Origin of the sequence: Enterovibrio norvegicus DSM 15893 (assembly GCF_900115495.1) — a bacterium.
In the GTDB taxonomy this organism is placed as follows: Bacteria; Pseudomonadota; Gammaproteobacteria; order Enterobacterales; family Vibrionaceae; genus Enterovibrio; species Enterovibrio norvegicus.
Genome location: NZ_FOWR01000018.1, coordinates 1 through 13689 on the forward strand (window position 1 = coordinate 1; position 13689 = coordinate 13689).

A 13689-nucleotide genomic window follows, 5' to 3' on the forward strand; every position below is an offset into this window, starting at 1 on the left:
ATTCAATTATCCTGATGATATTCGCAAAGCGATATACACCACCAATGCGATTGAATCGCTCAACAGCGTTATCCGTAGGGCTATCAAAAAGCGAAAAGTATTCCCAAGTGATGATGCGGCAAGGAAGATGGTGTACCTGGCCATCAAGGACGCCAGCAAGAAATGGACGATGCCGATTCGAAACTGGCGTCAGGCGATGAGTCGATTTATTATCGAGTTCGGGGAGCGCCTCGAAAAGCATATTAACTAAATGGCAGTTACACAGAATCTGTTACAGGCTCGTTACGAACAATAACCGTCAAGTTCTTATTTTCAGCTCTTGCTCTAATCTGCTCTTTCTCGACACTCGAAACTCGCCATCTGGCGCTTCCCGCTCTCCCGCTCTTCACCCTAATCCGCTAACGCCGTCGTAATCACGATCTTACTTTCCAGCGTCTTATGCACCGGACACTTATCCGCAATTTCCAGCAAGCGCTGACGTTGTTCTTCCGTCAAATCGCCCACCAGCTCGATGTTGCGCGACAGCACTTCGACTTTCGAATCCTCTTCATCGCAGTGCTCACAATCCGCGCCGTGTTGGCGGCTGTGGGACAGCGTGACTTTCACATCGTCCAATGGGAGTTTCTTGCGATTGGCATACATGCGAATGGTCATGGAGGTACACGCACCGAGTCCTGCCAGCACATGCTCGTAAGGATCGGGGCCAAGGTTATCACCGCCAAAATCAACGGGTTCATCCATAAACCATTGGTGATGGTCAGTCTGAATGGTGCGCGTAAAGGCTTTGTTGTGTTCACTCACCAGCACTTCGCCGCGTGTGACGCCAGCATCTGCTTCTTTGATGGGCGAGGCTTTATCGATGTAGCGTTGCGACCACGCTGCAATGAGCTCAGCCACGTATTGCGCATCATCCTTGTTCGAGAGCAGGTGATCGGCAGTGTCCAAGGTAACAAAGCTTTTCGGGTGTTTGGCACGGGTATAAATCTTTTCTGCCTCTTTGATAAGCACGATGCTGTCTATGGGCGAATGCATCACCAGCAGAGGAACACGCAGGTTTTCGATGTCATCGTTCTCGGCGCGAATGTCATCAAGGAATTGTTTTTTGATGGTAAACGGACGACCTGCAAGGCTCACTTCCGCCTGCCCTTCTGCATCAATGTTCTCAACGTGTGCCGCGAATTGCTTCGACACGTGTTCTGCATCCGCAGGCGCGCCCACTGTGGCTACCGCTGACACTTCAGGAATACGATGCGCCGCTGACAATACCGCGCGACCACCCAGGCTGTGTCCGATCAGAAGCAGCGGCGCTTCATAGTTGTCGCGCAAAAAATCTGCCGCCGCCACAAGGTCGTCAACATTCGATGAAAAATTGGTGTTTTCAAAATCACCGTCACTGCCACCAAGGCCAGTGAAATCAAATCGAAAGACAGCAAAACCAATGTTCACCAAAGCGCGTGAAATGCGAGATGCCGCCGCCACATCTTTGCCACAGGTAAAGCAGTGGGCGAATAGCGCATACCCGCGCACGTTTTGATCTGGGGTTTCTAGCAAGCCAGCAAGCTCTAACCCGCCGCTTGTGAAGGTCACTTTATTGCGTTTTCCAGCCATTCTTCTCTCCTGATTAGCAAGCGCCCGTCAAAGACACCTTCTCTGCTTGTTAGACATCGCCTTGCGGGCTGGATTGTTGCAAACCCTGCGAGGCGTACTGTCAGAGTACTTGGATACTAAAAAGACCGGTGAACGAAAAAAGTATGACAACACATCTAAAACTTACTTATGAGAAAGTAAGTCACTGAATTTATTATTTAAAAATCAATGTCGGCGTGAAAAATTGAGCTACTGAAGCACTTCTTTGATTCGATGATACGTCATGCCGATGGCGAGCAGCGGTGAACGAAGCAGTGGGCCACCCGGAAATGTCATGTGTTTCACGCGCGCAAACACATCAAAGCGTTCCGCAGTGCCCGATATGGCTTCTGCAATCACTTTTCCCGCCATGTGTGTCGCGTTCACGCCATGCCCAGAGTAAGCCTGCGCGTAAAAGATATTGGGGGAATCTGGCAGGGTACCGATTTGAGGCAATCTATTTGCGCCGATACCGATCATTCCGCCCCACTCAAAGTCGATGTTAATGCCTTTTAGTGCAGGGAAGACGCGCTCTAAATTCGGCAACAATGCGCCAGTGATGTCTTTCGGGTCTTTGCCGGAATAGGTGCATAACCCGCCAAATAAGAGGCGATTATCGCCCGAGAGGTGGTAGTAATCCAACGCAATGCTTAAATCCGCAAACGCCATATTTTGAGGAATGGTCTGGCGAACTTGTTCGTCGGTTAAAGGCTCTGTGGCAATGATATAGCTTCCCGCAGGCAACACCTTCCCACCAATATAGGGCTCAAGTTTATGGCCAATATACGCATTGCCCGCCAGTAATAGATACCGGCAGGTCACTTGCCCTTTTTCGGTTTTCACCACAGGCTTGTCACCTTTCGTGATGCTCACGGCGCCGCTGTCTTCAAAGATTTGCACGCCCAATGACGCTGCGGCGACCGCTTCGCCCGCCACTAAGTTGAGTGGGTGTAAGTGACCACTTCCCATGTCGAGCATGCCGCCCGTATAGCGATCTGATCCAATCACATCTGCTAGGTCTGCTTTGCTCAACATTTTAATGTCATGGGGATAGCCCGATGCCGTTAACGCATCGAAGTCTTCTTGCAGCTCTTTGATGTGTGCCGGCTTTAACGCAAGATCGCAATAGCCCATCGCCAGATCGCAGTCGATATTGAATTCACCCGCACGATCTTTGACGATCTGCACCGCTTCCACGCCCATTTGGTTGATGGCGTCTACGCCTTCGCGACCAATTTGGTTGGTGAACTGCTCGATGCCGTGGCCGATGCCACGAATCAACTCCCCGCCATTTCGACCCGATGCGCCCCAGCCCACCTTGTTCGATTCAAGTAACACCACGGAATAGCCACGCTGCGCCAATTCAATCGCGCTGTTCACGCCACTGAACCCGCCGCCCACGATGCACACATCGGCAGAAATGGATTCTGATAATTGCGGATAACGTTGCGGGTATTTTGCTGTCGCTGCGTAGTAAGACGACGTGTGCGGCAGGTTTGTTGTCGCGGTGCGCATGGCGGCATCCTCAATGTAAAATATAATTAACAAAGACTAACGCATTCATTGGTTTTCGTTGTCGCGTTTGGTCTCAATTCTTATTGGTTGCTCACAAAACACTTGATTACCCACCGTGAGTCAGTAGGATCTCATGTTCAAAATCTATTACAGTTATCTGTGAGTATCTCGGGATTCGGGCGTGCTCGACCACTTTTAAGAACAAAAAAGGAGACGCTGACATTGGATATCGGTGCCAACCTTAAAGCAATAAGAAAGAGCCGTGGCTTGTCCCAACGCGAACTCGCAAAACGCGCGGGCGTCACCAACAGCACCATCTCTATGATTGAGAAAAACAGCGTCAGCCCTTCAGTAAGCTCCCTCAAAAAGGTGCTCTCCGGCATTCCTATGTCACTGGTGGAATTCTTTTCTGCCGATATCGCGGAGGCAGACACCGCGCCCGTTGTTTATCGCCAAGAAGACCTTCTTGAAATCGGCTCTGACGACGTTTCCATGAAAGTTGTGGGTAAAGCCTTTCCCAACCGCGCCTTGTCCGTACTATCCGAAATCTATCCGCCCAACACCAACTCAGGTGATGACATGCTTCAGCATGACGGTGAAGAATCTGGCATTGTGATCGAAGGTCGCCTTGAACTGACAGTCGGTGATGACGTTTTTGTGCTTGAAGCCGGCGATAGCTATTACTTCGACAGTAACCGACCGCACCGTTTCGCCAATCCTTTTGAGGAAACCTGTCGCATTTTCAGCGCGACAACCCCTGCAAACTTCTGATGGCTTTTGCCGTCAATTACGCCGCATTCAAATCGCTGAATGCATCGCCTCCAGCCGCTTAGTTGTGGAGGCGATGAGTAAAACAATGCACAACACTTGGCTTCAAATACCAAACTTATCCCGCACTGTGTAATACCACGCCCCTAACATCGAAAACGGTACGCGCAGCATGTGCCCACCGGGGAACGGCAAGTGTGGTAAAGACGCAAAGGCATCAAAACGCTCGGCTTGCCCTTTCAGTACTTCCGACATCAGCCGTCCCGCAAGGTGCGTGTAGGTGACGCCATGACCACTGCAACCTTGGGAATAGTAGATATTGTTGCCAATGCGCCCGACTTGCGGCAAGCGAGATAAGGTCATTAAGAAGTTGCCCGTCCAGCTATAGTCGATTTTCACGTTTTCCAGCTGGGGGAAGGTCTTGAGCATTTTGGGGCGAATGATGGCGTTAATGTCTGAAGGGTCACGCGCGCCATACACCACGCCGCCACCATAAATCAGGCGTTTGTCGCCGGATAAACGGTAATAATCGAGTAAGTAATTACAATCTTCTACGCAATAATCTTGCGGTAAAATGGCTGAAGCTTGTTCGTCTGACAACGGCTCTGTTGCAATCACTTGTGTACCGCAAGGCATGGACTTGGCTTTCAGCTCAGGCACAAGCCCACCAAGGTACGCATTCCCCGCCACGATCAGAAACGAGGCTGTCACTGACCCTTTTTCGGTGAATACTTTGACCGGTTCGCCGCGTTCAACGCGCACAACCGCCGAGTCTTCGTAGATTTTACCGCCAAGGCTTTCAACGGCTGCCGCTTCCCCTAAGGCGAGGTTTAACGGATGAATATGACCGCCACTTTTGTCGAGTAAGCCACCCACGTACTGGTCGGTATCCACCACATTGCGCATGTCAGATTGAGAGAGCATTTCAAGTTGGTCGTTTCCATAACGCTCCCACAATGCTTTTTGGTGCTGAATCTCTTTAAGCTGTTTGTCGTTTAGTGCGGCAAAAACGCCACCGTCTTTGAGGTCACAGCGGATGCCGTATTTTTCAACGCGCTCACGGATAATACGCCCGCCCTCAAAGGCCATGTCACCAAACAGGGCCGCATCTTTTTTGCCGACGGTTTTCTCAATGACATCAATGTCGCGGCTGTAGCTGTTAACGATCTGTCCGCCATTTCGACCTGACGCCCCCCACCCCACGCGCGCGGCTTCAAGCACGGTGACACGAAAGCCCGCCTCAAGCAGATGCAAAGCGGACGACAAGCCCGTGTAACCGGCGCCGATAATGCAGACATCCGTTTCGATGTCTGCGGTTAACGCATCGCGAACCGGAGAAGGGTTGGCAGACGCCGCGTAATACGAAGGCGCATGCTCTACGGCTGCATCAACGATCCCAGACGCCGCAGCGCCTGCATCGTGTTCACTCGAACGTGTTTGTTCCAGCATGATGTTATCTTCCCTACATGAAAAAACGCTTAACGGTTATTTACGGTTTCAGGTCTAACGTCTTTGGATCCTGGGTCCTGGGTCCTGGGTCCTGAAGCAAATTATCAGGTTCTGGTTATGACGCCGGCAGGTCTTCATTCATTCGTTTCATGTCTTCCAAGGATTTCCGTTCAGCGCGACGCGCCACGTACCAAGAAAGAAACGCGAACAAAGAAACGGCCAGAATAATCAGGGTCGCGAGTGCATTGATTTTCGGCGACACGCCTAGCCTGACAGACGAGAACACCACCATTGGCAAGGTCGTTGAACCGGGGCCAGAGACAAAGCTTGCGATCACCAAGTCATCAAGCGACAAGCTAAAACTCAGTAACCACCCCGCCACCAGCGCAGGCGCTATCATGGGCACAGTGATCACAAAGAAGACCTTCAGCGGCGTTGCACCTAAATCCATACCGGCTTCTTCAATAGAAAAATCGAGTTCCCGCAACCGCGATGACACCACCACAGCCACATAAGCCGCACAAAATGTAGAGTGTGCAATCCACACCGTCGTCATGCCGCGCTCGGCTGGCCAGCCGAACAGCTCGCCCATTTGCACGAACAAAAGCAACAGCGACAAACCGATGATCACATCTGGCATCACCAAAGGTGCGGTGATCATATTTGATAGGCTTAAACGTCCCCATGAGCGTCTAAATCGCGTCATGACGAACGCTGCCAATGTGCCAATGATGACCGCCATGGTTGAGCTATAAAACGCGATACGAAGGCTTGTCCAAACGGCTTGCAGAATCTGTTCATCTTTAAAAAGTTCTGCATACCACTTAGGTGAGAATCCCCCCCATACAGTCACAAGCTTTGACGCATTGAAAGAGTAAATCACCAAGATCAGCATGGGCAGATAGAGGAACACCAACCCGACCCAGAGCATCACGGTAGAAAATTGCCAACGTTTCATCGGTCAGCCTCCATGTCTTTGGATTGATAGTGATGGAATAAGGTGATCGGAATGATCAATAGCAGCAGCATCACAATTGCCAACGCCGATGCTACCGGCCAATCTCGGTTATTAAAGAATTCCTGCCACAGCACTTTCCCTATCATCAAGGTTTCAGGACCGCCTAGCAGTTCAGGGATCACGAATTCGCCCACAACGGGGATAAACACCAACATGGAACCCGCAATGATGCCGCCTTTCGACAGCGGTAAGGTCACGTTCCAGAAGGTATTGAAATTGCGAGAACCAAGATCAGACGCGGCTTCCAACAAGCTCCCATCCAGCTTCACCAAATTGGCGTACAGCGGCAGCACCATAAACGGCAGGTAGGTATACACAATGCCGATATACACCGCGACATTCGTGTTAAGGATCTGAATGGGATCTGTGATGACACCCAGCCAGATCAGCGAACTGTTGATGATGCCCGTGTTACTCAGCAGCCCCATCCATGCGTAAACACGGATCAGAAATGACGTCCATGAAGGCAACATGATCAGCAAGAGCAGCAAGGTTTGCATACGGGCAGGAGCACGGGCGATGGCATAAGCCATGGGATAGCCCAACAGCAAACAGCCTAACGTTGAGAAGAATGCAATTTTGAGGGAACTGAGGTATGCGAGGTAATACAAATCGTCATCAAGAATACGGATGTAGTTTTCAAGGTTGATGGCAATTTCGAGCACTTCATCGGCGTATTGTGCGATGGCTTCATAAGGCGGAATGGCAATGGCTGCGGTCGAGAAACTGATTTTCAACACGATGGCAAACGGCAGCGCAAAGAACAACAGCAGCCAAAAGAACGGGAAGCCCATGGTGAAATGACGGCCCTTCGGAAAAAGGACGCGTGATTTGTGTGGGGCTGCCGCTTTTGTGCCGTTTTGCATTGGGGAGGTTGAGTTTGTCATACGCGCAACACCACACCACTGGTGGCCTCCCAACTAATGAAGACTTCATCGTCCCATGTGGGTCTGTCTTGACGACGTGTCACATTGGCCATACTGCACATGACAATTTTATCGGTTGGCAGTTTCACGTAGTACACCGAGGTGCCGCCCAAATACGCGATATCGTGAACAATGCCTTTCGCCCAATTGTATTGCTCGTCAGGTTGGTCACGCCCGATTAAGGCTTTTTCTGGTCTCACCGCCAACCACACCTTTTTGTCCTCAAGGTTGGTAGCAACACCATAACCCACATACATTGGTTGCGGCGTTTCTTGTGAATCAATGATGCAATGGTCCGTTTCGTCGGTAACGATTTCCCCTTCGAACAAGTTCACTGAGCCAATAAACTCAGCAATCATTCGGCTGTTCGGGCTTTCGTAGATGTCTGTCGGCGTACCTGTTTGTGCTATCCACCCTTCATGCATGATGGATATACGTCCTGCCATGGTCATGGCTTCTTCTTGGTCATGTGTCACCATCACGCAGGTCACGCCAACACGTTCAAGAATCTCAACCACTTCTAACTGCATTTGTGTCCGCAGTTTTTTATCCAGTGCCCCCATTGGCTCATCAAGCAACAATAGCTTCGGCCGTTTAGCGAGTGAACGCGCCAACGCCACGCGCTGACGCTGACCACCTGACAGTTGATGCGGTTTCCGGTTGGCAAAGGCTTCCATCCGAACAAGACGAAGCATTTCTTCGACGTTAGCGTTGATCTCGTCTTTCTTCATCTTGTCTTGCTTCAAACCAAAGGCAATGTTCTGCGCGACGGTCATGTGCGGAAACAAGGCATAAGACTGAAACATCATGTTGATCGGTCGATCATAGGGAGGGATATCGGTGATGTCTTCGCCATCAAGAAAAATGCGCCCGCTCGACGGTTTTTCGAAGCCCGCCAGCATGCGTAGCAAGGTCGATTTCCCCGATCCAGATCCGCCAAGCAACGAGAATATCTCGCCTCGGTCAATGGTCAATGACACATCATCAACGGCACGTACATCGCCAAATAGCTTGCTGACGCGATCGATTTTCAACAGCGGCTCTTGTTTCGCCGCGCCCTGCTCCGCGCCGTCTTGTAAATTACTGGGTTGCGGATTATTGGTCGTCATGAGACCTCCTACTTACTGCTGCAATCGCCGTTATTGCTCTGGAAGGACAACCACCTAACATTCGACATGCCTGGGCAGCTCATTTCACTAAGTGGCTCTCCTTCGAGCGACACATCTGGTATGGAAACACGCCGCGCTAGGTCTACTGATAAGCGCGGCGTAAAGCCTGCGACAAGTGTCGCTATTGCCCCGTTTTCATGCGGGTCCAAATGCGCGTTCGCACGCGATTAATTTTCAGAGGGAGGACTTCAGAAATGAACAGACGATCCATCACTTCTGGCGTTGGGTAAATCGATGGGTTCTCCAAGATCTCTTTTTCAATCAGATCATTGGAGGCGGGGTTCGGGTTTGCATACACCACGTAATCGGTGATCGGAGCGATCACTTCAGGACGCAGCAAGTAGTTCATGAAAGCCAGTGCGTTTTTGGCATTCTTCGCATCGGCGGGGATTGCCATCATGTCGAACCAAAGCTGTGCACCTTCACTTGGAATGGCGTAATCGACGACTTGACCATTCCCTGCTTCATCCGCACGGTCAGCGGCTTGGAAAATATCGCCGGAGAAGCCATACGCTAAGCAGATATCACCATTCGCCAAGTCTGTGATGTAGCGAGAAGAGTGGAAATACGTAACATACGGGCGGATTTTAGCGAGCGCTTCGCCCACGGCTTTGTAATCTTTCTTGTTGGTTGAATTGGGATCTTTACCCAAATATTGCAGCACTTGTGGCATGACTTCGTCAGCTGAATCGACCACGGCAATCCCACAACTCTTCAACTTGGCGGCGTATTGCGGATCAAGCAGCAGATCAAGTTTGTTCTCAGGTAGCGGCCCACCCAACGCAGCTTTCACTTTCTCTACGTTGTAGCCAATACCATTGGTGCCCCAAAGGTAAGGGATTGAATACTGGTTGCCCGGATCGGCCATTTCGAGGCGTTTCATCATGGCGGGGTCAAGGTTGCCGCTGTTGGTCAGAAGCGCTTTATCCAGCTTTTGGAACGCACCTGCTTGGATTTGTTTGGCGAGGAAATTACTGGAAGGCACTACCAGGTCATAACCAGAGTTTCCTGACAGCAGTTTGGCTTCGAGTACGTCATTACTGTCGTACACGTCATAGGTCACTTTAATCCCTGTTTCTTTTTCAAAGTTCTCTATGGTGTCTTCGGCGATGTAATCGCTCCAGTTGTATATACGTAGGATTTCTTCCGCATGAACGCTGGTGGACATCATCAGTCCAGATGACGCCAACAGCCCCGCAAGGGCAGCTGCGGTGGTCTTATTTCGGATTGCCATTTTCATGTTCTCTCCTTTGGGTCCTTTCCGTATCGGAGATAGAGCGCGCTATCACATCCCTGTCTCCCAACCAGATCTATCCAATCTGGCGTGATGGTGTGCGCACACCGAAATATGCGCATGATATCGTGTCCTGTCGATGTCCCTTACATTAACGCTACACCGCGTCGAGGCGTTTGAGATGCTCGAAGGTGAGATCCAAGGCCAAGCTCGCTTTTTCAACAAGTTCATCCACTTCCGAATGTGAGATGACAAGCGGTGGGCTGATGATCATGGTATCGCCGCAAGCCCGCATAACAAGGCCGTTCTCGACACTCAGGTCGCGACAAATTTCACCAATACCGACAGATTCATCAAATCGTCCACGTGTTGCTTTGTCTTTCACCAATTCAATGGCCGCGACAAGTCCAACACCTCGTGCTTCTCCTACCAGAGGATGATCAGCCAGTGTTTGCCATTTGCGTTGCAAGTAGGGACCAATGTCTTCTTTGACATACTGGACCAAATTCTTCTCTTTCATCACGCGAAGATTTTCGAGCGCCACGGCCGCAGAAACGGGGTGCCCTGAATAGGTGTAACCGTGGTTGAAATCACCGCCCTTTTCTTCAAAGGTGTTCGCCACGCGGTCGCTCACAATCACGCCACCCATAGGAATGTATCCCGAGGTCATGCCTTTCGCGATGGGCATAAAGTCGGGATGGATACCGAAATGTTGGCTGCCGAACCATTCTCCCGTTCGGCCAAAGCCACAGATCACTTCGTCAGCGATCATCAAAATGTCGTATTTCTCGAGGATACGGCCGATTTCAGGCCAATAAGTAGAAGGGGGAATAATCACGCCACCCGCCCCTTGAAAGGGTTCAGCAATAAAGGCGGCAACCTTGTCTTCGCCGAGTTCAAGAATGGCTTTTTCGAGTTCTTGCGCGGCTTGAATACCAAACGCCTCTGGGGTGAGGTCCCCACCTTCCCCAAACCAATAAGGTTGAGGAATATGGTGAATGCCAGGAATCGGCAAGCCACCTTGCTTATGCATGGCTTTCATTCCACCAAGGCTTGCGCCCGCAACGGTCGATCCATGATAGCCATTGTGACGGCCGATAATGGTAAATTTTTCCGGTTGGCCTTTGAGTGTCCAGTAATGACGCACCATACGAAGTACAGTGTCATTTGATTCCGAACCAGAGCCTGTAAAGAACACCTGATTCATATGGTCCGGCGCGAGATCGGCAATCTCTTTGGCAAGCTCAACCACAGGAGGGTGAGCACATTGAAAGAAGCTGTTGTAGTAAGGCAGTTCCTGCATTTGACGTTGCGCAGCGTCGGCCAGACGTTTCTCGCCATAGCCAATATTGGCGCACCAAAGGCCTGCCATTCCATCCAGGATACGGTTACCGTCGCTGTCCCAAATATACACCCCTTCCGCACGCACAATCATTCTTGCGCCCTTCTCTCGCAGCGACTTGTGATCACTGAAAGGGTGAAGGTAATGTGCATTGTCTAATGCTTGTAAGGTTTGTGTATCTTGGTTTTGCACGGCGTGTGTCATGTGACCTCCACATCCATGTTGGTTTGTCTTCGGCAACCCGCATTTACGTCATGCAGGTCACCACCTTTTCTTCATTGTTCTTTTCTCGCTTGTTTCTTTCTATGTAAATTGCATTTATTGGTTTCTTGCTTGGGGTTTATGCCCTTAAACCGATCACAGCTAGACCGTTAGCAGCAAGAACTCACGCTCCCACGAACTGATCACGCGCTTGAAGTTCTCTTGTTCTTTGCGTTTCACCGCGATGTAGGCTTTCGCGAATGCATCACCGAGATACTCTGCCACTTCATCACACGCTTCCATCGATTCGAGCGCACTCTCTAGGGTGTAAGGCAACACAGGGCTACGGATTTCATAATTGCGCCCTTGTGCGGGTGACGTTGGTTTTAATTCTTTCATCATGCCGATGTAGCCACACAACAAACTCGCCGCGATCGCCAAATAACTGTTGGCATCCGCGCCCGGCAGACGGTTTTCAACACGGCGGTTTTGTGGTGAGCAACTCGGTACACGCAAACCACAGGTGCGGTTTTCTTCACCCCACTCCACATTCACTGGCGCTGACGTATCAGGCAGAAAACGGCGGAAGGAATTCACGTTGGGTGCGAATAACGGCAGCATTTGAGGAATGTATTGCTGTAGGCCAGCGATGTGACCGTAGAAAAGTGATGAGCTGGTGCCATCTTCACTAGTGAAGATGTTCTTGCCCGTTTTGGTATCCAGAATACTCTGGTGCAAGTGCATTGCACTGCCCGGCTCATCCGTGATTGGCTTGGACATGAAGGTAGCAACCACGTTGTGTTTGAGCGCGGCTTCTCGAAGCGTGCGTTTGAATACAAAGACTTGGTCCGCAAGCACCAATGGATCGCCATGACGGAAATTGATTTCCATCTGCGCGACACCTTCTTCATGTATCAAGGTGTCAATCGACAAGCCTTGGGTTTCACACCAGTCGTACATGTCTTCAAACAGGGGATCGAATTCGTTGGCAGCATCAATGGAAAACGACTGACGGCCTGTTTCAACACGGCCTGAACGACCAATCGGCGGCTCAAGTGGTAAATCGGGATCGGCACTTCGTGCGGTGAGGTAAAACTCCATTTCTGGCGCTACAACGGGTTGCCAGTTTTGCTCTTCATAGAGCTTAAGGACTTTTTTAAGCACATTGCGAGGTGTCAGATCGATGGGGTTTCCCATCTTATCGAAGGTGTCATGAATGATTTGCGCGGTTTTTTCCACGGTCCACGGCAAGAGGTAGACCGCGTCTTCGTCAGGTTTACAAATGAAGTCGATATCCGCTTCATCTAACAGTGCGTAATAAATGTCGTCATCAACATAATCACCGGTCACAGTTTGAAGCAATACACTCTCAGGCAGGCGCATTTCGCCTTCACTGATGAATTTATCGACAGGGGCGATTTTGCCGCGTGCAATCCCAGACAAATCGCCGACCACGCACTCTACTTCTGTGATTTCATTGTCTTTTAACCATTTCTTTAATTTATTCATTGGCTTTCTCACGTTCCTTCGCTCGCTGTCTGCAGGCATTTCCGAATACTTCGAAGATAGCTGAATAAAAGGGATTTTTTGTGACCTTCCACTCAGGATGCCATTGCACACCTAAAGCAAATTGTTTCGCATTGATAACAGACATGGCTTCTATCAAGCCATCAGGGGCTGTCGCTTCAGGTCGCAATCCTTCACCCAACCTGTCTATACCTTGCGTATGAACAGAATTAACGTCAGCAGAAGTGCGACCCCACGCCTCGCAGAGGAGGCCCCCGGGTTCAATGTTTACGGTGTGAGAGAGGCCGTATTGAATATCAACCGGCGCGGTTTTGTCTTCGCGGTGTTCAATGAAATCACCCACGTCGTGCAATTTCTGATGGAGCGTTCCGCCCATCACCACGTTCATTTCCTGAAAGCCTCGGCATATAGCGAGAAAAGGCACGCCCATGTCTAAGGCGAGTTTCATCATAGGAAGTGTGGTGGCATCGCGATCTGGGTCGTGTTGCGTGCCCGGTTCGCTGGGAGTACCTGAATAGTGATGGGGTTGAATGTTGGACGGCGATCCCGTGAAAAGAATGCCATCGAGTGAGGACAGCAGTGCGCCCATAGGCAGCGCATCACCCAACGCTGGGATAATTAAAGGACAGCAATTGGCTCCGTCTGACACCCCTCTCAGGTATTTGTCTCCGGCGATATGGAAAGGATGCAACCCAAGCTGGCTTGTGCAGCCGCTCACTCCGACCATAGGCATTGCTGAGCGAGTCATAAACACCTCGTTATCATTCCATCTCTTGATCAAGCCATCTATCGACCAAGCTACTGGTCGCACTGGCGATGTACCTACATCACAATGCTCACCCTTTATTTAACGTTCCTCGTGTTTCACGTCCATTACCTTTCAATACGTGATGAGGCGGCGATTTCAAAACCCT

The 13689-nt window shown here is 50.6% G+C and carries 12 protein-coding genes; 2 read left to right on the top strand and 10 right to left on the bottom strand.

Annotation, left to right across the window (positions count from 1 at the left end):
• Positions 1-250 (top strand): transposase (locus tag BM082_RS12695; RefSeq protein WP_139218787.1); only part of this gene is annotated, 250 nt, incomplete at its 5' end.
• Positions 251-390: 140 nt separating this feature from the next.
• On the opposite strand, the gene BM082_RS12700 is transcribed toward BM082_RS12695, so the two are convergent.
• A complete protein-coding gene (locus BM082_RS12700; RefSeq protein ID WP_074927160.1) occupies positions 391-1608 on the bottom strand; it encodes a bifunctional alpha/beta hydrolase/OsmC family protein in 1218 nt (405 codons plus the stop codon).
• Between the two features lie 228 nt (positions 1609-1836).
• Positions 1837-3141 carry an NAD(P)/FAD-dependent oxidoreductase gene (locus tag BM082_RS12705; protein ID WP_017014068.1) on the bottom strand — a complete coding sequence of 435 codons (1305 nt, stop codon included), beginning with the start codon at positions 3139-3141 and terminating at the stop codon, positions 1837-1839.
• Positions 3142-3363: 222 nt separating this feature from the next.
• Here BM082_RS12705 and BM082_RS12710 point away from each other — a divergent pair, with 222 nt between their 5' ends.
• The gene (locus BM082_RS12710) at positions 3364-3912 is read left to right on the top strand and encodes a cupin domain-containing protein (RefSeq protein ID WP_017008911.1); all 549 of its coding nucleotides are present in this window, start codon (positions 3364-3366) and stop codon (positions 3910-3912) included.
• A gap of 102 nt (positions 3913-4014) precedes the next feature.
• Here the strand turns inward: BM082_RS12710 and BM082_RS12715 are convergent, their stop codons facing one another.
• The 8 genes from BM082_RS12715 to BM082_RS12750 form a co-directional block, all read right to left on the bottom strand.
• Positions 4015-5358, bottom strand: coding sequence for an NAD(P)/FAD-dependent oxidoreductase (locus tag BM082_RS12715; protein ID WP_017008910.1), 1344 nt, complete (start codon positions 5356-5358; stop codon positions 4015-4017).
• Positions 5359-5473: 115 nt separating this feature from the next.
• Positions 5474-6316, bottom strand: a complete 843-nt coding sequence (locus tag BM082_RS12720) for an ABC transporter permease subunit (RefSeq protein WP_017008909.1) — start codon at positions 6314-6316, stop codon at positions 5474-5476.
• Complete coding sequence (locus tag BM082_RS12725; protein ID WP_017008908.1) at positions 6313-7263, bottom strand: ABC transporter permease subunit; 951 nt, start codon at positions 7261-7263, stop codon at positions 6313-6315. The genes BM082_RS12720 and BM082_RS12725 overlap by 4 nt, the downstream gene beginning before the upstream one ends.
• The gene (potA, locus tag BM082_RS12730; RefSeq protein WP_017008907.1) at positions 7260-8411 is read right to left on the bottom strand and encodes a polyamine ABC transporter ATP-binding protein; all 1152 of its coding nucleotides are present in this window, start codon (positions 8409-8411) and stop codon (positions 7260-7262) included. The genes BM082_RS12725 and potA overlap by 4 nt, the downstream gene beginning before the upstream one ends.
• A 181-nt stretch (positions 8412-8592) precedes the next feature.
• A complete protein-coding gene (locus tag BM082_RS12735; protein ID WP_017016390.1) occupies positions 8593-9711 on the bottom strand; it encodes a polyamine ABC transporter substrate-binding protein in 1119 nt (372 codons plus the stop codon).
• 151 nt (positions 9712-9862) lie between these two features.
• Positions 9863-11251 carry an aspartate aminotransferase family protein gene (locus BM082_RS12740; protein WP_017008905.1) on the bottom strand — a complete coding sequence of 463 codons (1389 nt, stop codon included), beginning with the start codon at positions 11249-11251 and terminating at the stop codon, positions 9863-9865.
• Positions 11252-11410: 159 nt separating this feature from the next.
• The gene (locus BM082_RS12745; protein WP_017008904.1) at positions 11411-12757 is read right to left on the bottom strand and encodes a glutamine synthetase family protein; all 1347 of its coding nucleotides are present in this window, start codon (positions 12755-12757) and stop codon (positions 11411-11413) included.
• Entirely contained in the window at positions 12750-13523 is a 774-nt protein-coding gene (locus BM082_RS12750; RefSeq protein ID WP_017008903.1) for a gamma-glutamyl-gamma-aminobutyrate hydrolase family protein, read from the bottom strand. Before BM082_RS12750 ends, BM082_RS12745 begins: the two co-directional genes overlap by 8 nt.
• Positions 13524-13689 lie beyond the last annotated feature (166 nt).

Coding starts and splice junctions, on each gene's coding strand:
- BM082_RS12700 (WP_074927160.1), bottom strand. CDS start 1,608: ATGGCTGGAAAACGCAATAAAGTGACCTTCACAAGCGGCGGGTTAGAG.
- BM082_RS12705 (WP_017014068.1), bottom strand. CDS start 3,141: ATGCGCACCGCGACAACAAACCTGCCGCACACGTCGTCTTACTACGCA.
- BM082_RS12715 (WP_017008910.1), bottom strand. CDS start 5,358: ATGCTGGAACAAACACGTTCGAGTGAACACGATGCAGGCGCTGCGGCG.
- BM082_RS12720 (WP_017008909.1), bottom strand. CDS start 6,316: ATGAAACGTTGGCAATTTTCTACCGTGATGCTCTGGGTCGGGTTGGTG.
- BM082_RS12725 (WP_017008908.1), bottom strand. CDS start 7,263: ATGACAAACTCAACCTCCCCAATGCAAAACGGCACAAAAGCGGCAGCC.
- potA (WP_017008907.1), bottom strand. CDS start 8,411: ATGACGACCAATAATCCGCAACCCAGTAATTTACAAGACGGCGCGGAG.
- BM082_RS12735 (WP_017016390.1), bottom strand. CDS start 9,711: ATGAAAATGGCAATCCGAAATAAGACCACCGCAGCTGCCCTTGCGGGG.
- BM082_RS12740 (WP_017008905.1), bottom strand. CDS start 11,251: ATGACACACGCCGTGCAAAACCAAGATACACAAACCTTACAAGCATTA.
- BM082_RS12745 (WP_017008904.1), bottom strand. CDS start 12,757: ATGAATAAATTAAAGAAATGGTTAAAAGACAATGAAATCACAGAAGTA.
- BM082_RS12750 (WP_017008903.1), bottom strand. CDS start 13,523: ATGACTCGCTCAGCAATGCCTATGGTCGGAGTGAGCGGCTGCACAAGC.